The 17,684-nt window shown below is 57.8% G+C and carries 16 protein-coding genes and 1 pseudogene; 4 read left to right on the forward strand and 13 right to left on the reverse strand.

The window, feature by feature from the left end:
* The 6 genes from QZ378_RS00530 to QZ378_RS00555 all read right to left on the reverse strand — a co-directional run.
* Positions 1-191, reverse strand: a 191-nt coding sequence (locus QZ378_RS00530; protein WP_291256955.1) for a hypothetical protein, incomplete at its 3' end; no start/stop codon positions are given.
* Positions 192-318: 127 nt separating this feature from the next.
* The gene (locus tag QZ378_RS00535; RefSeq protein WP_291256956.1) at positions 319-780 is read right to left on the reverse strand and encodes a DUF3846 domain-containing protein; all 462 of its coding nucleotides are present in this window, start codon (positions 778-780) and stop codon (positions 319-321) included.
* Positions 780-980 (reverse strand): hypothetical protein, encoded by a 201-nt coding sequence (locus tag QZ378_RS00540; RefSeq protein WP_291256957.1) that lies wholly within the window; start codon positions 978-980, stop codon positions 780-782. Before QZ378_RS00540 ends, QZ378_RS00535 begins: the two co-directional genes overlap by 1 nt.
* Positions 981-1,061: 81 nt before the next feature.
* Complete coding sequence (locus QZ378_RS00545; protein ID WP_291256958.1) at positions 1,062-1,835, reverse strand: hypothetical protein; 774 nt, start codon at positions 1,833-1,835, stop codon at positions 1,062-1,064.
* Between the two features lie 15 nt (positions 1,836-1,850).
* Complete coding sequence (locus QZ378_RS00550) at positions 1,851-2,795, reverse strand: lambda-exonuclease family protein (protein ID WP_291256959.1); 945 nt, start codon at positions 2,793-2,795, stop codon at positions 1,851-1,853.
* A gap of 70 nt (positions 2,796-2,865) precedes the next feature.
* Complete coding sequence (locus tag QZ378_RS00555; protein ID WP_291256960.1) at positions 2,866-3,801, reverse strand: DUF932 domain-containing protein; 936 nt, start codon at positions 3,799-3,801, stop codon at positions 2,866-2,868.
* Between the two features lie 303 nt (positions 3,802-4,104).
* On the opposite strand from QZ378_RS00555, the gene QZ378_RS00560 reads away from it, so the two are divergent.
* The gene (locus QZ378_RS00560; protein ID WP_291256961.1) at positions 4,105-4,245 is read left to right on the forward strand and encodes a hypothetical protein; all 141 of its coding nucleotides are present in this window, start codon (positions 4,105-4,107) and stop codon (positions 4,243-4,245) included.
* Between the two features lie 170 nt (positions 4,246-4,415).
* On the opposite strand, the gene QZ378_RS00565 is transcribed toward QZ378_RS00560, so the two are convergent.
* The 3 genes and pseudogenes from QZ378_RS00565 to QZ378_RS00575 all read right to left on the reverse strand — a co-directional run bounded on the left by QZ378_RS00565 (position 4,416) and on the right by QZ378_RS00575 (position 11,868).
* Positions 4,416-9,050: an S-layer homology domain-containing protein gene (locus QZ378_RS00565; protein WP_291256962.1), complete on the reverse strand. Its 4,635-nt coding sequence runs from the start codon at positions 9,048-9,050 to the stop codon at positions 4,416-4,418.
* A gap of 861 nt (positions 9,051-9,911) precedes the next feature.
* Positions 9,912-10,643 (reverse strand): annotated as a pseudogene (locus QZ378_RS12940) (chitobiase/beta-hexosaminidase C-terminal domain-containing protein); the annotation flags it as partial.
* A gap of 40 nt (positions 10,644-10,683) precedes the next feature.
* The gene (locus QZ378_RS00575; RefSeq protein WP_291256964.1) at positions 10,684-11,868 is read right to left on the reverse strand and encodes a YibE/F family protein; all 1,185 of its coding nucleotides are present in this window, start codon (positions 11,866-11,868) and stop codon (positions 10,684-10,686) included.
* Positions 11,869-12,173: 305 nt separating this feature from the next.
* On the opposite strand from QZ378_RS00575, the gene QZ378_RS00580 reads away from it, so the two are divergent.
* Positions 12,174-12,398, forward strand: coding sequence for a helix-turn-helix domain-containing protein (locus QZ378_RS00580; RefSeq protein WP_291256965.1), 225 nt, complete (start codon positions 12,174-12,176; stop codon positions 12,396-12,398).
* 10 nt (positions 12,399-12,408) lie between these two features.
* On the opposite strand, the gene QZ378_RS00585 is transcribed toward QZ378_RS00580, so the two are convergent.
* Together QZ378_RS00585 and QZ378_RS00590 are read right to left on the reverse strand one after the other, a co-directional pair.
* Positions 12,409-12,978, reverse strand: coding sequence for a relaxase/mobilization nuclease domain-containing protein (locus QZ378_RS00585; protein ID WP_291256966.1), 570 nt, complete (start codon positions 12,976-12,978; stop codon positions 12,409-12,411).
* Complete coding sequence (locus QZ378_RS00590) at positions 12,966-13,247, reverse strand: hypothetical protein (RefSeq protein ID WP_291256967.1); 282 nt, start codon at positions 13,245-13,247, stop codon at positions 12,966-12,968. The genes QZ378_RS00585 and QZ378_RS00590 overlap by 13 nt, the downstream gene beginning before the upstream one ends.
* A 577-nt stretch (positions 13,248-13,824) precedes the next feature.
* Between QZ378_RS00590 and QZ378_RS00595 the strand changes: the two genes are divergently transcribed.
* Together QZ378_RS00595 and QZ378_RS12945 are read left to right on the forward strand one after the other, a co-directional pair.
* On the forward strand, positions 13,825-13,971 hold the full coding sequence (locus tag QZ378_RS00595; RefSeq protein WP_291256968.1) for a hypothetical protein: 147 nt from the start codon (positions 13,825-13,827) through the stop codon (positions 13,969-13,971).
* 98 nt (positions 13,972-14,069) lie between these two features.
* Positions 14,070-14,576 (forward strand): primase-like DNA-binding domain-containing protein, encoded by a 507-nt coding sequence (locus QZ378_RS12945; RefSeq protein ID WP_366935108.1) that lies wholly within the window; start codon positions 14,070-14,072, stop codon positions 14,574-14,576.
* Here QZ378_RS12945 and spoIVA read toward each other — a convergent pair.
* Both spoIVA and QZ378_RS00605 read right to left on the reverse strand, forming a co-directional pair.
* Positions 14,559-15,902, reverse strand: a complete 1,344-nt coding sequence (gene spoIVA / locus QZ378_RS00600; protein ID WP_291256969.1) for a stage IV sporulation protein A — start codon at positions 15,900-15,902, stop codon at positions 14,559-14,561. The genes QZ378_RS12945 and spoIVA overlap by 18 nt on opposite strands.
* Before the next feature lie 103 nt (positions 15,903-16,005).
* Positions 16,006-17,532, reverse strand: a complete 1,527-nt coding sequence (locus QZ378_RS00605; RefSeq protein WP_291256970.1) for an SPOCS domain-containing protein — start codon at positions 17,530-17,532, stop codon at positions 16,006-16,008.
* Positions 17,533-17,684: the final 152 nt, after the last annotated feature.

Here is a 17,684-nt window from a genome sequence, read left to right on the forward strand (position 1 = left end):
CACTCATGGTAGCTGTCCTGCTTGCTTAGAAACGTCTGCCACTTCTCCCGGAGCTCCTGGGGGATGCGGACGTTCACGTCTTCCTTTGCGTCGATCACCTTCTCCCCCTCCTCGGCGTACTGGTACGCCTCTTCCTGTTCCATGGGGATGTTCAGCTCACTCTCAAAGAGCCACTTCAAAATGGATTCCATACTGCTTCCTCCTGTTTCAATAAGGTATGGGTATTGCGACATAGATTTTGATACGGGTTTTGAAACAGAAACAGGGGCCAGGAAGGGCGATTTTGCCCCCTCCCGGCCCCTGTTCCAAAAACCTTCGTTATTGATCCGGCAGGCAGATGATACGTCTGCCGATGTTGAGAAAAAGCTCCGGGCGGGCAAAGTGCTGTTCATAGCGGCTTATCTGCTCCTCGGTCAGCCCCGCCAGTGTATCGCTATCCGGCGGAGCTCCGCACAGGAAGAAGGTTCCGCACACAATATCATAGACAGCGCCGCGCTCGTCCCGAAGAGCCCGGTTGGCGGGCAGGCCCAGCAGCTTCCCTTCTTCATTGCATACCAGGGCCACCGGATCTTCAAAGGAATAGAGAATCTGGATGGAGCCACCCACGGCTTTCTGCATCTCCGCCAGACTATGGCCTAGCTCCATTCGGCAGGGCGCTTTTCCTGGTTTTATCATCAGTACAAGCATAGCTTCCATCTCCTTTTCAGGCTTTCTTCGTGTGTCATAAATCGATCTCAACCCTTCCTGACCTATTTTTGCCACCGACACTGCCTGCCGCATTACTTTGTTCCCTGCACTCCGTATACATCATCCACAAAGTATCTGCCGACGAAGATGTTGAAGATTGCCGTATACCGGACACCGTTGTACGCGGCCAGGTACAGGTTGTCGCCGATGCGCTCCAGGATCTCCGCCTCCCCCAGGACGTGCTGGTGGTGGTCACTGCCCCCCAGGCTGTGGATGTATGCCTCAACTTTCATTGCCCAAACTTCCTTTCCCATAAAATCAGAAAAGCCCCGGTATCCCTGCCTACAGGCGTCGGATACCGGGGCGATATGGTTTTAGCTGGCCTCTGACAGCTCGGGAACCAGCTCGTCGGTGTTCACGATCTCCATGAACTGCTGCGCAAATACCCGTGCCCGGTCTGCTTCCTCCGGGCCAAGGGTGTTGACCACCTGGAAGTTAAACAGGGCGTAGGGCTTTCCGGCCTTGCTGGTGGCCTTCTCCAACGTGATCCTTGTGACCACGCCGCTGATTGGCGTCAGGGTGCTCAGGAGCCGTGCGGAGTATTTGAGGAACCGGGATTTGCTGGTGACCGGGACGCGTACCAGCAGGGGAAGGATGCTGTCAGGCCGCAGCAGGAACAGCAGCACCGATTCCTTGCACGCCTTGGCGTTGCTCTCCCCGTCTTTGGAACCGAAGTCGTTGTACGGGCAATGGGCGCAGGCCCTCCCGTCGTGGGAGACAATGCTGTCCTGGCTCATGCAGATGGGCGGCGTGCCCTCCACCGGGTCGGGGGTATCCCAATAGGCCCGGGGTGTGGTGTAGTCCAGGATAATGCCCATCAGCTCCTTCTCCGCCTCGTCCCCGGCCAGTCCCGGCACGGAGAACACCGTGGCCCCGCCGGAGGGGGATTTCACAAGGTCAAAGAGATCCAGGGAAAGGGGCTGGTTTTTCAGGTTCGCCCGGATGATAGGGAGCGTATCTGTAGTAAGGGCGATGTAGCCGGAATCTGTCGGTGCCGGAGCCGGTTCCAGTACGGGAGCCGCCTCTGCCGGCTTCTCCAGCCCCTTTGCCTTGTCCTCCAGCCGGGCTTTCAGTTTTGTGGTATCCATAATCTGACCTCCTGGTTATCCCGCCGCCTGAACGGAGAAGCGGCGGTATGATGTTTGATTGGCATACTTCTGGTAAAGGGCTGGATGCTCGGCCTTTAAGGTCTTGCTGTCCAGCCGCTCCTGTGTCACGTTCTTCCAGGTAATGACCCTCCCCCTGGCGGTGCCCGTTTCGTTTGCCCCGAGCATCTGTTTCAGCAGGTTCTCGGCCTCCCGCTTTTTCCCTTCCAGCACTTCCAGCTGCTCACAGGCGGCATCATACTGGCGGAGCAGGTCGGTTGCGGCGTCCGGCAGTGTGATCTGGGACTGAGGGACGCTGGCCGGGAACTGCTCTGACAGGAGCCGGGCGGAGGCTTCCGAGCCGTCCAGGGGCGGAGGTGTGCCGTCCTGCACATAGCCCCAGAACTCTGCCTCCAGGTGGATCATCACGGCGATCAGCGCCTCGTCCCGCTCCACGAACTTCCAGCGGAAGGTGTTGCCGCCGATCAGGGCCGCAATGTAGGCCCCTCTGTATCCGGTGACGGCCATGTAGTGCTGGATTTGCAGAAGGTATTCCGCCGGGATTGAGTTGTCCCACTCCTTCGCCTTGTATGCCGAGGCCGTCTTTGCCTCAAAAACGCAGGGCCCGAAGTCCGGGCGCTCACAGGTGCCGTCCAGGTTCGCCAGCATGAAGGGGTGCTCCGCACTCTGAAGGAGCTGCATGGTGTGGGCGACCTCGATCCCGGTGCGCCTGGTAAATTCCGCTCTGACCAGGGGCTCCAACTGCGTCCCCCAATAGGCGGCCTCCCCGGCCTCCTGAGCGGGGATCTGGCCCATCTTTTCCAGCCACAGCTCCACCGGGGACTTATACCGGCTGATGCCGCAGGCCACAGCGGCGTCTGAGCCGCCGACCCCCTGCTTGCGGTATTCCAGCCAGTCCTCATAGGGTAAATTCTCTGTGGATATTACGATTTTTGCCGACATATTAAAACCTCGCTTTTCTATGGGAAAAGGGCAGGGAACACATTCCCCGCCCTTTATATCCCAATCTTTTTCATGCCGCCGCCAGCACCATCTTGTAGGCTTTGTCGATCATGGGGTTTCCCTCAACGGTGCGGAGGAACAGGTTTTCGTTGTAGTTCCTGGTCTTGCGGAGCGGGTCTGCGTGGGTGGCGAAGTCGCTGACCGCATTGATGAAGCGGTAGCCGTTCCGCCCCACGTTGGACAGATCCGGGGCATCCCAATACCGCTGTTTCAGATCTTCCAGCAGACGCAGGTTGTTCTTTTTCTGCACCCCGTTCACCTCCTCTGTCACCGGGAAAAATTCCTGCATCAGCTCCATGGCCTTCCGGTCGGAGAGCCTGATCCTGGACAACTCGTCGATTCCCCGGCCAAGCTCACCCATATACGCCTCGGCCAACAGCAAGGTCTCTCTGGCCTCATGGACACGGCTCATGACGTTCTCGGTGTGCTTGGTAGTCCAAATACGCTTGGCGCTGTTCAGGGCCAGATTGAGGGTGTTCTGACAGACAACCCGGATCGGGGTCATAGCCACCTTGATCCCGCTGCTGCCATCATGGGAGTTCATCACCACGAGATAGGGGGCAATCTCGTCCCCGGCGATGATATAGCGTTGGGGCATCTTCGCCAGCATCCAGACTTTCCTACCCCCTTGTAGTGCTCCGGCGGTTTCGTAGGTCACACCCTCTCCCAGCAGATCATCGGTGAACTGGAAAGCGTCCTCGTTCTGCACCACCTTATAGCGGTCTGACACAATGCCCAGAGCGGCGTGGTCGGTGCTGCGCACGTTGACTTTGTAACCGGGGATCGGCACCCCATCTCCCGTGCAGACCTTCTCCTGCTCAACCATCCAGTCAAGGCCCGCATAGATGAGGGCATCCAGTGAGGCCGGCGCTTCGCTAACCTCCGTGCCCAGACCGTGCCAGGGCTTTTCCCGGACGTAAAACATGGTTTCGACATTGGCTGACATAACATCACTTCTCCTTTCTGGCCTGGGGCACTTCTGTCGTTCTGTTGGTACTTTGCTTACTCATAATCATTACCTCCATAATTTTGCACCCCGATTGCCTCGGGGTCATTCATGGCGATAATATACAATCGTTTTCTGCTCAGATGACGAAAGCCTGGCATACGTCGGAGGCGCTCCTGTAAAGCTGTCAGTTCAACAGGGTTTTGCTGCACGTCTGGAACGGCAGGAATAGACCTTATGCGTGGTGGTAAAATAGTGCAAATCACCGACTGGAGGGTTTCATATTAAACTGTAGACACAGATATGGGAACAGATTGCGGCATTGCGGTGTGGCTGCGGGAAAAGGAGCGGAGCGAGGGGACGGTGGAGAACAACGCCCGGTCAGTGCGGGAGATCACCACTTGGCTGAGAGAGCGTGACTGGGCTGCCCTGGAGTGGGTCTGATCTGACACCCACGACGCCCCCGGTGGCGAGGTCATGGATTAACCCCCATCTCTGAGCCCAAAATCCATACCCAAGCGAAAACCGCCCCCCGGAGCATGTGCTCCGGGGGGCGGTTCCCATTAACGCACGGACCGGAAGCGTATGCCTCCGGTCCGTGCCGTGTCTGGAAATTAGTTTGCGGTATTCTGGCAGAAGCGGGCCAAGATCGCAGCCACTTCGGCGCGGGTGGCGGTGCCCTGGGGATCCAGGACGCCGTTGCCCTTGCCGGAGATCAGGCCGCTCCCCACTGCCCAGGACATGGCGCTCTGCGCCCACTGGGCGGTGTCGCCGCCGTCGGTGAAGGTGCTCAGCGCGCCGGTCTGGGTCACGTCCTCACCCTGGGTCTGGGCGAAGCGGTACAGGATGACCGCCAGCTGCTCCCGGGTGACGGTGTCGCCGGGGCCGAAGCTGCCGTTGCCGTAGCCGCTCACAATGCCGTTGGCCGAGGCCCAGAGCACGGCGTCGGAGTACCACTGGCCGGCCACCACATCGGTGAAGCCGGACGCGCCGGTGACGGCGGGCTGGCCTGCCAAGCGGTACAGGATGGTGACCACCATGCCGCGGGTAGTGGTGGCGGCCGGGCTGAACGCGCCGCCGCCGGTGCCGTCCATCAGGCCGTTTTCATAGACGTACTGCACCGCGTCGTAGTACCAAGCATCCTGGGCCACGTCCCCAAAGGGCAGGGCGGAAACCGGTGGCTGATCTTCTTCCTCTTCGATCAGCGCGAACACAGCCTCCACCGTGACGCGGCCTCTGGGCATCTCGAAGGTGTAGCGGGTGCTGCTGAGCCGTTCCAGGTCCAGCTCGTCCCCGTCGCTGTCAGTGACAATGAGCCTATCCAGCTCATAACCGTCGTCGGGGGTGACGGTGATGGTGACGGTGTCCCCCCGCTCGGCGCGGGTGGGGTTGACCCGGATGGAGCCGTGATCCGTGTCGGAGGATACGGAGACCGTGTAGCGGTTGGAGCTGGAGCCGCCGGAGCTGCTGCTGGGCCGGTCGTCGTCATCGTCATCGGGCTGCTCCGAACCGGCCAGCGTCACTTCGGACAGGTCACGCACCCGTAGGCACACGCCGTCGGGATCCATGTAGATCACGCCCACGGCGGAAATCTCCGCGCCTTCCTCCACGAAGGTGGTGATGTCTGGGGAACTCTCATCGGAGTAGCCGATGTAGTTGTTGAACAGCAGGCGGAAGTCGTTGGTGCCGTCGGTGAGAATGACGGTGCTGATGGCCTCCCCCTCCTTGGTGACCGACTTCACGGTGCCGCCCACCTGGGCCAGTAGGCCACCGTTGGCGTCATAGCCGCCGGCCTCAGCGATGGTCAGTTCCGTGGGCTGGATGGGGTCGATGGCGGAGTCGATGAGTTCGATGCTGATGCACCTCAGCTCCGTGTCACCCTGGTACTGATCCCAGGAGCCAGTGACCCGCACCCGCTGGCCCACCCGGAAGGTGCCGTCGGTGGTGGCCACGGGGTAGATGTTGATGCCGGCGGTGTCATCCTGGATGTAGATAGTGTCGTAGAAGGCGTTGGGCTCCACGTTGCCGGCGGTGATGGTGCCCTCTACGGTGAACACGGTGCCAACGATGCCGCCGTTGCCCTCCCGGGCCTCGGCGATGGTGCTGACCTCCTGCTCCACCAGCAGGCCGGAGAGGATGTTCTCCAGAATGGTCTTGTTGGCGTAGCTGGCGTCGCCGTAGTCGTTGCCCTCGGAGTTAGCAACCTCAAAGTCGCTCAGCCACACGGTGCCGCCCACATAGACGCGGCCCTCACCCACGGCCTCGGTGGCCAGGGAGACCACAGCGCCCTTGGTGACAACTGCTTTCTCCGCATCGTAGGCATCGCTATACGACTGCACGGGCTTGCTATGTCCCTGGGCGGGGGCCTTGGAGTTGATGGAGTAGGTGGTGTCGTGGCCGTACACGATGGCGGTGCCTTCGCCCACATACACCGAGCAGCCGGAGTAGGAGCTGTACACCTTGCCGGAGTCCGCCAGCCCGGCCAGGGCCGCCTGGACGGCGGGATCGGCGCTGTCGTAGTTGAAGTCGTCGAAGTACAGCCGGTAGGCCTGGCCGCCGTTCTTCTCCTGGTCGATGAGCTCGTCATCGTTCACCTTCATGGTGGAGCCGATGCCCTCCAGCAGCTTGTTGATCTGGCCATAGGTGGTGTACTCGTAGTTCGCACCGGGGTCGTTGCCGTCCTGATAGTCCGCCAAGCCGCAGACGATCAGAGTACCGCCGCCCTGGACATAGGCTTCCACCACGTCAACGAAGCCATCCGAGAAGCGGTTGCTCTCATCGGCCACAATGCCGTTCTGGTCGTACTTGATGGGAGCGGAGATCACCAGCAGGGCCACGTCCTCCAGATCTTCGGCGGTAATGGGGTCGCCGGGCTGCTGGATGGTCACCTGAGCATTCATGTCCGCCGCCAGCTGGGTGAAGTTGCCCATGTTCCCGCCATAATAGCCGTTCACGTAGTCGTTGTAGTGGGTGCCGTCCACCAGCACGCGGGTGACCAGGCTCGCGTCGGTGACGGTGAGCTGGAGCACGCTGGTGAAGGTGTACTGCGTCTCCCCGATGGTGGCCGTCATGTTCACGTTCACCGTGGTTCTGCCCGCGCTGGCAAAGGCATACGGGAAGGTGACGGTGGCGGTGGAACCGGAGGCGATGACACCATCAGTGCCGATGGTGCTGACGTCGGCCGTGTAGATAGTCTCATCGTCCATGGAGAATACGAGGCTGTTGACGGTCATGTCACTTCCGGCGTTGTTGTAGAGCTCGCTGGACAGGTTGACCTGCTCGCCCTTCACCACCAGCACGGTGTCGCACTCGGTCTTGGAGATGCCGGCGTTGACCCCCTCGCCGGTCCACACGGGGGCGGTGACGGCGATGTTCTGGTCGGCCTGGGTGACCCGCAGGTAGTAGTAGGAGTAGTCGTTGCTGTCAAACCGGAAGGTCACGGTGCCCTCGCCGCCGGAGACAGTCTGGGTGCCGATGACCAGGCCGCCGTTGACGATGACCTCCACTTTCATATCACCGGAGTCGGTGGGGTCGCTGATTTGGGCGGTGATGGTCACGCCGTCCTCCTGCTTGTTTAGGATGGAACCCATGGCGTTGCCGTTGAGGGAGTAAAGGATGGACAGGTCGTTATCCTCGGTGGCGTACACCCGGTAATTGGCGATGGCGTCGTAGATGGCCTCCTCGCTGAGGTCAGTGGCCAGCACCACGCTGCGGGCGGTGTTGGAGTCGCCCCAGTTGCCCTTGTGGTTGTCCTGGTTGTTGGTGGGGGCCACATGCCAGCCCTTGTCCAGGGCGCGGGTGTAGTACTCATAGGAGGGGAAATAGCCGGAGGAACCGATGGCCCCTTCGCCGTTGCCCACCTCGATGAGGGTGATGCGCTGGTCAACCTGGGGGTCGTAGAAGGCGAAGTCCTGGAAGTCGCCGAAGGTGGTGCCGGGGTGGTTGAACTGGGACAGGGAGCTCTCAACATCCACCAGCTTGTCGTAGTAGTTCTGGTAGCCCTCGGTGGAGCCGGAGCGGTTTCCAAACTCGCTGTTGCTGCGGCTCTCAAAGCCGGGAGTGTTGAAGGTGTTGATGTGGCCGAAGCCGTCGGACCAGGTCATCTCAAAGCCGTAGATGCCCACGAAGTCCTCGGTGGTGGCGTCCTTGGCGGCCTGGTGGCCCTCCACCCACTCAGAGCTGATCCCGGAGGTGAGCAGGTCGGCGCCCAGATCCACGCTGGCGTTGCTCTCGTTGTCAAAGGAGTTAGAGTGGTCGGTGACGGCCAGGAAGTCCAGGTTCTCCACCTCGGAGGCGTGTTCAAATGCCTCCTCCACCGTGCCCGCGCCGTCGGAGATATTGGTGTGGGAGTGGAGCTGACCGAAGTAGAGCTTGTAGCCGTCCAGGGCCACTGGGGCGTGATAGGTGAAGGTGTATACTTCGCCAGTCTGCGCCTCAGTACCCGCCGCCTCATCGGCGGGGATGAAGGCAAAGGCTTTGATGACCAGAGGCTGGTCATCCATTGGGGCAGGTACCTGCCCCTCGCCGTCGCCCAGGGTGATGGTGCCGGTATACACGGCGCTTTCCTGGGTGGGCTCGCTGCCGTCGGTGGTGTAGTAAATCGTGGTACCCTCGGCGGCCGTCAGCTCGATGGTGTCGCCCTCTTCCAGGGACGCGCCGCTGGCCGGGGTGGCCCGGACTTCCAATCCCTCCACCTCGGGCTCCTCTTCGGGAGGCTCGACCACAACGAAGGTGACCGCAGTTTTCTCTTCCGTGCGGGTGGTCCAGTCATCGTATTCATCGTCCCAGAACAAGTAATTGCCCCGGCCTTCGTTCTTCACATAGTATTGGCCCTCAGGCCCAGCCGCTTCCAGGATCCAGGTCTCATTCTCACCTGCGCCGGGGTACACGCTGGAGTAGCTGCCCGCCATGCTGAGGGTTTTTCCGCCGTTGGAGGTGAACGTCCAACCGCTTTCCGCGTTGCCGCCTACAGTCCAGATCTCGGTGTTGCCATAGCCGGTGATGGTGTCGCCGCTGACCTCAACAGCTACACCAACAGGATAATACTGGCTCTTTACCGCGGCGGACAGGGCCATGTTATTGGAGGGGGCATAGATGACCACGGTGTCGCCAGCCTCAAAGGGGGCCTCCGGTTCGGGCTCCGGAATATCACCGGTCACCTTATAGAAAGACAACTGGAACTGATCATCGGTAGCGGCGCTGCTGGAGTTGTAGGTACTCCAGTTACTGTACTGGGCATACCACTCCATGTAGTTGTTGCGAGTTGCGTTTTGAATGTTATACAGACCATCGCCCAGATCGATGATTTTCCAATCATCATCTTCAACGCCTGGGCCCATGCTGCTATAACCGCTATTGATTCCAATGTTCTGCCCTTCTTGTTGGAAACTGAAGGTGCCATCATTATTGTCCACTACAATCCAAATGTTGACAGCAGTATACCCACTGAGGGTTCCATCACTACTAACGGTCACATCAGTACCCACATTATAGTTTCCTGTCTTTTCACTGGACAGGGCCTTATTGTAGGCCGGGTTATAAATGACCACACGTTCTCCATCAGCAATAGGCGATTCCGGATTGGGATCGGTAGGTTCCTCAGTCACCTTGTAGAAAGACATCTGAAGTCGCTCATCAGCGGCGGCATTATCTGTCTCGTAAGTGCTCCAGTTACCGTATTGCTCGTACCACTCCATGTAGTTACCACGGCCGGTGTTCTTGATATTATAGAGGCCATTTCCAAGGGAGATAATTTCCCACTTGTCATTGACAGCATTAAGATCCATGCTGGCAAAGCTTTCACCCAAACCAATATTCTGATTGTTCTGCTGGAAACTATAGGTGCCGTCTTCGTTATCCACCACTGTCCAGACCTCTGTAGTACCATAACCAGTCAGAACATCATCCGTAAAAGAAACTTCGACGCCCAAATTGTAATAACCGGTTTTCTGGCTGGACAGAGCCATATTATAGGCCGGGGCATAGATGACCACTTGGTCGCCAGCCTCAATGGGGGACTCGGTTGCCGGTTGATCCTCTTCAATAATGGTATATTGAAGCGTCTGCACCGCGCTGTACACGCCGTCCAGGACGGCCACGGCTTTCAGAATGACTTCTGCACCAACTGTTCCTTCAATTTTGGGCTTGTTGTCATCGCTGTACTGTGCGCTACTCGTAGTGGGGTCGTCCCCATTCAAGGTATAGTAGATGGACGCCCCAGATGTTGTTGTGCTCAAAGTGATCTCCGTACCGGAGGTCACTTCGCCCGCCTGAGGAGAAGACTGAGGCGCGGCAACAGTGTCCTCGCCGGGTTCAGAGCCGACTTCCGCTTTATACAGTGTAAACTCCGATGGATATCCACCGGGAGTGCCAGAAACCGTGGTTGTCTTATAGGCACGGAATCTATTTTGTGAACTTTTGTTGCTGGCTAACACAACGGTATCCTCGCCTTGGCCGCTGAAGGTAAATACGCCATTTTCAAACTTCCAAGACCATGCGTATTCACCGCTGACAATACCGTTGTTATTGCCGCCTTTAGGAGCAATATAGGTGTTATTTGCGTCTTGAATCTTTACAGTAGTGCCATCGACTGTCAGCGTCCAAACGGCCTGCGCTGCCGCATCTGCCTCAGCTACCGCTGTAACCCATGTCCCATCTAACACGCCCGGCGCGTAGCCGGTATCGGTCACCATGTAATACTGGCCGGTGGTGAACTCATCTGCCGACGTAACCATGGTGTACGTGGTCTCCGCCGCCAGCGCCATTCCTGGCAGCATGCCAAGGCACAGGGCCAGGGACAGCAGACAGGCCAGGCCGCGCCGTATCTTTCCCTTCCGTTTCATCCGAACCTTCCTTTCTAATCCAATTTTGCCGTGCTCTATGTTAAGCTGCCCGTCCGGTCCGGCCCGCCATGAGGCGGGCACTGATACCGGCGACCAGCGGAACTGTCAGCAGAATGCCCATGGAACCGGCCACGCTCTGCAAGACCTCGATGCAGATGAAGTCGGTGTTGACCAGCTGCAAAAAGGGGATATCGTAGACCTGCACCAGAATCAGCAGGTTGAGGGACGACCCGGCGAAGGCCAGGATCAGGGTGTTGGCCATGGTGCCCATGGCGTCCCGGCCGATGTTCATGCCGGAGCGGAACAGCTCCCGGGCGGGCAGCTGTGGGCTGCGCTCCCGCAGCTCCCACACCGCCGAGGCGATGGACATGGCCACGTCCATCACCGCGCCCAGGGCGGCGATGAGCACGCCGCACACCAGCAGGCCGCTGACGGTCAGGCCCTTTTCCGCCCCGTAGAGGATCAGGTTTTCCGCCTCGCTCATGTTAAAGCCGTTGAGGGGGGTGAGCGTCCCGACGATCCCGGCGCACAGGCCCGCGGCTGCCACGCCGCCCACACAGCCCAGCACCGCGCACAGGCTCTTGCGGGTCAGCCCGTCCAGCAGGATCAGGGAGGCCGCCGCCGTCACCGCCGCCGCCGCGATGGTCAGGGGAATCCCCGGCCAGCCTCGGATCAGCCCCGGGATGAGCAGGAACCAGATCACCGCCAGGGTGAACACCAGCCCCAGCAGGGCCCGCAGCCCCTTCCAGCCGCCCAGCGCCACCAGCACCGCGCAGAACACCAGCAGGGCCAGCCCCATCACCAGCCCCCGGTCGTAGTTGAACATGGAGGCGTAGTAGGACCCGTCCTCCTGGGTGATGAGCCGGACGATCACCCGGTCGCCCGCCTGCACATCCACGTTGAACAGGGCGCTCATGTAGTTGGTCAGCGGCAGGATCTCATCCTTATGCCGGCCGGACAGGATGCGGATCTCCAGCTCCTGGGTGCCGATCCGGCGGCCCTCGCCGTTTTCATAGTCCGGCTGGGCATTGTCCGATAGCACCGCCGTCACTTTAGCCGGGACAAAGACCAGCTGGCTGGAGGCAGTGGGCGCCGACCCGTCCGGACGGTTGAGCCACAGCCCCGCCAGAACCAGCAGCAGGACCAACCCGCCGCATACCAGCAGGCGCGGGAGCAACGAATCTGGCATGACAGGCATGTCTGGAGCACGTTTCCGGATCTTCAAAGGCCATCTTCCTCTCAGGCATAATTTCCCGTCTATATTATAGCAAGATAGTATACCTCAGCGCTACCTCTTATGTGTAATTTCTGTAAAGAAGTCGAAAAAACTCACTGCATTTTGTGCAAACTGTGGCCATACAAAGCCTCAGTATATGGAGGAAAACCCGGTGCCAGATGAAAATGTCCGGTGTGGATTCACTTCTGCTTTGGAAAAACGTTCTGCGGATACCGCCGTGGAAATAATCCGCTGCGTTCATTTAAAATCTCTCTGGTATAATCCACAGACGCTTCCGATGCCAGCTTTTTTGAATGAACATAACGATAATTAACGTAAAAAGGAGTGTACCAGCCGTGCTTGACGAGTATCGGGATATCATTTCTATTGAAGAACTATGTGAAATCCTCATAATCGGGAAAAACTCAGCATACAAGTTGCTAAATGAAAAGAAGATACCTGCATTCAGAATTGGGAACCGATGGAAAATTCCGAAAACAAGCTTAATTTCCTATCTTTCTTCCCATGAAAGAGGATGAAAAATACCTGTCAGGCCATCGGCTTGGCAGGTATTTTTCGAGTATGCGATTCCTTATCAGAGAGCACATATAACTTCATACCATAATACTCACCTAAAAATTCTTTCAAATAGTCTTGAAATCTATAGTAATCTGCTTTATCGCCTCTATATTTTCTCCCTGTAAGGAAACTCACTGTATTCATGACAAAGTGGACGTGGTAGTTACCAGAATCTTCATGAAGAGAATACACAATTTGATATTCACTTCCATAATATTGCGCTGCATATGTTCCGATCTTGTATATCTCCCCGAGCGCATCCGGTTGTAATTGCTCTATTTCGCTTGGAGAGAAGGACAAAACCATATGCCTTAGATGAATCCCCTCAGTCTTTCCGTACGCCTCGGAAAGGCGCTCCATCTCATAGGCAGCCTGGCTAATATTAACGCCAAAGCCGCTTACTAGTTCTGAGGGGATTTTCTGCTCTTGCAGGCAGTATGACACTACAGCCCCCAAGGCATTGGGATCGTGGTATTTGTGAAATCCACTTCTGCTCTCCCAAACCGGGTCTTGCATACAAATTACTTTCAAAGACGGCATAAAAACGCTCCAAATTCCATAAAATAACCTCGTAAGTCTTGATCCACAATTTCTCTTACTTTATTATAGTATACAGGAATATTTGTAATAATTTCCCTCCTCAACGCCTCTCTCCCTCCTACCTCATCTGTCATTTTTAGTATGGCATATTCTTTTAACGTAAGTTTCTTTTCTTCTGCTCTCTCTTTTATAGAAGAATATATATCTCTAGGTATCTCTATCTTTAAAGTAACTGTATCTTTTTTATATGAAGATCTATCCATTTTCATCTACCTCCATCGTTTTATACTGGCCACAAGGGGAAGCGGATTGGTTCCACTTCCCCTCGGGGTCCCAGCTAATATATAGTTAGTGGAAATAAAAAAATATAATGCGTTTTAATCCGATCAGGGCAAAAAAATAGTTCCTGCAAGACGGACTTGCGGAACTGAGCTTAAAGTTTATGTACTGCTCACTATTTTTATCTTTGCCTGTTCATATACGTCTTTTGAGATGATGCCAGAATCAAACAGACGCTGATTGATCTGGAGCATGACCTCGTTCCTTAGTACAACAGCCTGGGGGGTGGTTTCTCTTGCTGTTGCCATATTGAATCACATCCTATACAGCATATGATCCCGGATCGAATGGTATTCGTTCCAAGTCAATGAGCTGTTAGGAGGTGGTTATTTTTTTACGCCACCCACTCTGATATTATATAGTTCCGAGTTGTACCCCTATGTTCGCTTCCCTGTAAAATTTGATCTTTTTCTCAAAAATTATTGCCAAGAATAAGGGGCTATAGTAGACTAAAGCTGGAAATTCATGTACATATGTGATTTATGTTCATTCGAAGGAGGTATTAATATGGAATATAACGGAAAAATCGAGAGCCACCTAAAGCTTGAAATCGATGCTTCGACCCCTCCACTTCCTCCAAATGAGCTTTCAGATGCTCAACGCATTATGCGGAAAAATTTCCAAGATTATATTATAGAAATGATGATATACTAGGAAAGCGGAAACATAAATCTGAACTGACTTATCTTTTATTTGGAAATGAGCAAGACATAAAAAGCCTTGAAAAAGCTCTGGAAACCAAAATACAATCTGTGTCTTTTTCCCTACCACAAGAGTGTTCCCTGACAAAAGAAAATATACTGTGGATTCAATTTTATTTGCTTCTTTGGGGTTACTCTCCGATCAATTCAACTTCCAAAAAAAGCAAATCCACAGCGAGCGAGGATGGGTCGATTCTTCCCTCAGTCAGATCTTTCATAGAGAAGTGCTGTGAATTCAGTGATGGATCTGAGACAAAACAAAGCGACCTATATAATGCCTATAAATTGTTTTGCTCTACAATAAATTTGAAGCCTATCAAAGTAGGAGACTTTAGCAAACAGCTAATGAACAACTACGATTTAAAGCGTTATAGACCTCATTACAAAGCCAACACAAATCCATATTATTTCCAGCGAATTGCACTGAGAGAAGATCGTAATGAAATGAGACAACCCGAAACTGAAACACCAAATTTCCACAACTATCTCAGGCAAATCGAAGATGAGCTGAATAAGAAATACCCTGAGTTAGCCACTATTTTAGGATTTACTGTATGATAAAGTGCCAGACCGCAAATCATGTGCGGTCTGGCACTTTATATCATGACAAAAGCACTGATTAAAAATTTCCTCCCATTCTGTCTGCTCATCACTTTTATACTTCTGTTTGATACGTTTAATATGAATGGAGGGGGCGGATGCCTTGAGACGCACACCGTAGCGCCCCCCCTGCTTGACGATCTCCGGCTCCTCCAGCACCAGCTCGTCGGTGCTGGGCACCACAATGCCGTAGCCGGTGGCCTTCACCTCCTCCAGGGCGCCGGACACCTTGTCGTACTCCGCCTTGACCCGGGCCAGGCTGGACAGCAGCTCCAGCAGATCCCCGTCGTCCCGGATGGCAAAGCCGGACTGCTCGGAGAGGGTGTCGTAAAACAGGCTGCGGGGCAGCTCCAGCTGGGCGGCGGCCAGGCCGGTGCCCAGGCTGATGGAGGTAATGCGGGCGCCGCTGACCGTGTCGCAGGCCCCGATGGCCTCCACCGTCCGCTCCACGTCCCGGATGCGGTGCATCCCCGCCGCCCCCTCCCGGATGACGGTATACAGGCCGCTCTTGATGGGGTGGTCATAGGGCAGGGCGTCCACCCAGGGGGGCAGGAACAGATCCAGCTCCTTCACCGGGAACTCGTAGAGCACCCCCTTGATGATATCGGTCACCGCGTTCTCGTCCAGCTGGAGGCAGTCGGCGCAGACACAGGTCACGTCATACCGCCCGGCGATGTCCGCCCGGATGGCCTGGGCCCGGTCGGAGCTGGGATAGGCCGAGTTGAGCACCACCAGGAAGGGCTTGCCCAGCTCCTTGAGCTCAGTGATCACCCGCTCCTCCGCCTCCAGGTAGTCCTCCCGGGGGATGTCGGTGATGGAGCCGTCGGTGGTGACCACGATGCCGATGGTGGAGTGCTCGGCGATCACCTTGCGGGTGCCGATCTCGGCGGCCTCGGTCATGGGGATCTCATAGTCAAACCAGGGGGTGGTCACCATGCGGGGACTGTCGTCCTCCTGGGTGCCCACCGCGCCGGGCACCATGTAGCCCACGCAGTCGATGAGCCGCACCGAGAAGGCCGCCCCGTTCTCCATGGTGATCTGCACCGCCTCCTCGGGGACGAACTTGGGCTCGGCGGTCATGACAGTGCGGCCGGAGCCGCTCTGGGGCAGCTCATCCCGGGCCCGCTCCCGGCGGTACACGTTCTCGATATTGGGGATCACCATGGTCTCCATGAAGCGCTTGATGAAGGTGGATTTTCCAGTCCGCACCGGCCCGACCACGCCGATATAGATGTCCCCCTCGGTGCGCAGGGCTATATCCTCATAGATCTTGCGTTCTTCCACTTGCAATTCCTCCTTCGGCCCGTGAGCCGGTGGTTTCCCTACATCCTATGGGGATAAGCCGGCAAATATGCCCCCGTCCGGCAGAGCCGGGCGGGGGCACGGATCAGCGTTTCCTGGGGATGAGCAGCAGCTGTCCCTCCGGGGCCAGCTCCTCCTCCAGGCCGTTGGCCTGGACGATGTCCCGGGACGTGGTGCCGTAGGCCTTGGCAATGTCCCACAGCCGCTCCCCGGCCCCCACCACACGCAGGACGATGGAGGGCTGGCCGGCGTGATCTGCGGCGGCATTTTCATCCAGCTGGACGGCGGCCACCGCCGCCGCCGTGCGGCTGGTCAGGGCCGTGTAGGAGAAGCTGAGGGAGAAGCGCACCTCAATGCCCCCCGCCGTGGGGGTGGCAAACACCGGGGCAGTGCAGCTGCACAGGCAGGTGCAGGATGCGTCCTCGGGCAGCTCCAGGGGGCAGGCAGCCTGGAGCTGCCGGGTGACGGAGGAGCAGGCGCCGTCCTCGGTGCGGTAGAGCACCGTCACATAGGCCTCGGCGGCCAGGGTCAGGCGGGTGCCCTCCCGGCTCTGGGTGACGGCACCCAGGGTCACATAGGCGTCCGATACCTCCTGGGCCAGCTGGCCGGTCTCCAGGATCTCCCGCACCGCCGCCTCCCGCTCCCCGTGCTCCACCAGGCGGCGGAGGGTGCAGCTCTTCCGCTCCGCGGTGAGGGGATAGGCGGTGGAGTACACATCGGTGAGCAGCTCCAGGGTGCGGGTGTCCCGCACCACCGCCTGGGCCAGCAGGCCCATGGACACGCTGATGGTGCGGCCGTCCCCCTGATCCAGGGTGCATTCCAGGTCGGTGAGCACCACCTGCACCTGGCAGACCGACTCCTCCCCCGCCCCGCTGACCTCCATGATCTGGGAGAAGGGCAGCTCGTACTCCGCCGTACACAGCGCCCCCGCCGTGGAGCGGTAGAGGAACTGGAGCTGGCTCTCCCCCTTGAAGATGAGCTTGTTGCCGATCACCTTGGACTCGCTGCACCGCAGGGTGACCCGGCTTTTCAGCAGCTCCTCCGCCTCCGGTTTGCTGCCGGACAGGGCGATCTCGTCGGAGAAGGTGAAGGGCTTCTCCCCCAGGCAGACGATGGAACACGCCTCCCAGGGCTCCACCAGCTGCTGGATGCCCGCCTCCTCGGGGGCCTGGATGCCGCCGCACAGCTCCTCCTCCACCGGGGCGCAGGCCTGGAGCCAGACGGCCAGGCTCACCCGCACCAGCACCTTCCGGGGATTGAGCAGACGGGCGTCCGCCCCCTGTACCTGGGGAACGGCCACCACCTTCCACTCCGGCGTCAGGCCGGGGTGCTCCACCGGGCAGGTGAAGGGCAGCTCCACCTCCATCCGGCGCAGCCCCTCCCCGCCGTCGGGGAGATAGAGCAGCGACGCCCGGACGGAGCCGGAGAGGGTGAGCCGCCCCTCCTGCACCACCTTGTCCCTCAGGCAGACGATCCCCTCGGTCTCACAGATGCGCAGGACGTCCGGGCAGGCGTCAGGCACAATGCTCTCCAAGGTCTCCTCCTGGCACACGGTGGTCTCCAGCGCCGCCTCATAGCCGTTCCAGCCGATCCGTTCCAATTCCAGCTCCATAGCGTTCCACTCCTTGTCGGGGCCAAAGCCCGGATTCATGTAGTCTGCTACAGAACTATATGCGCCCGCGTGCCGGGCTATGTCCTCCGTTTACGACCCCCTGATGCCGAAGATGGCCTTGAGGAGTCCCCGCAGCGCCTTGGGGGATTTTA

The organism is Flavonifractor sp. (assembly GCF_019422385.1).
Classification (GTDB): Bacteria; Bacillota; Clostridia; order Oscillospirales; family Oscillospiraceae; genus Flavonifractor; species Flavonifractor avistercoris.

Excerpts from the sequence above, each read along its gene's own strand:
- QZ378_RS00545 (WP_291256958.1), bottom strand. The coding sequence starts at position 1,835 with ATGGATACCACAAAACTGAAAGCCCGGCTGGAGGACAAGGCAAAGGGG.
- QZ378_RS00605 (WP_291256970.1), bottom strand. The coding sequence starts at position 17,532 with ATGGAGCTGGAATTGGAACGGATCGGCTGGAACGGCTATGAGGCGGCG.
- QZ378_RS00585 (WP_291256966.1), bottom strand. The coding sequence starts at position 12,978 with ATGCCGTCTTTGAAAGTAATTTGTATGCAAGACCCGGTTTGGGAGAGC.
- QZ378_RS00550 (WP_291256959.1), bottom strand. The coding sequence starts at position 2,795 with ATGTCGGCAAAAATCGTAATATCCACAGAGAATTTACCCTATGAGGAC.
- QZ378_RS00595 (WP_291256968.1), top strand. The coding sequence starts at position 13,825 with ATGGAATATAACGGAAAAATCGAGAGCCACCTAAAGCTTGAAATCGAT.
- QZ378_RS00560 (WP_291256961.1), top strand. The coding sequence starts at position 4,105 with ATGGGAACAGATTGCGGCATTGCGGTGTGGCTGCGGGAAAAGGAGCGG.
- QZ378_RS00535 (WP_291256956.1), bottom strand. The coding sequence starts at position 780 with ATGCGGCAGGCAGTGTCGGTGGCAAAAATAGGTCAGGAAGGGTTGAGA.
- QZ378_RS00555 (WP_291256960.1), bottom strand. The coding sequence starts at position 3,801 with ATGTCAGCCAATGTCGAAACCATGTTTTACGTCCGGGAAAAGCCCTGG.
- QZ378_RS00590 (WP_291256967.1), bottom strand. The coding sequence starts at position 13,247 with ATGAAAATGGATAGATCTTCATATAAAAAAGATACAGTTACTTTAAAG.
- QZ378_RS00565 (WP_291256962.1), bottom strand. The coding sequence starts at position 9,050 with ATGGAGTGGTATGCCCAGTACAGTAACTGGAGTACCTACAACTCCAGC.
- QZ378_RS00540 (WP_291256957.1), bottom strand. The coding sequence starts at position 980 with ATGAAAGTTGAGGCATACATCCACAGCCTGGGGGGCAGTGACCACCAC.
- QZ378_RS00580 (WP_291256965.1), top strand. The coding sequence starts at position 12,174 with ATGAACATAACGATAATTAACGTAAAAAGGAGTGTACCAGCCGTGCTT.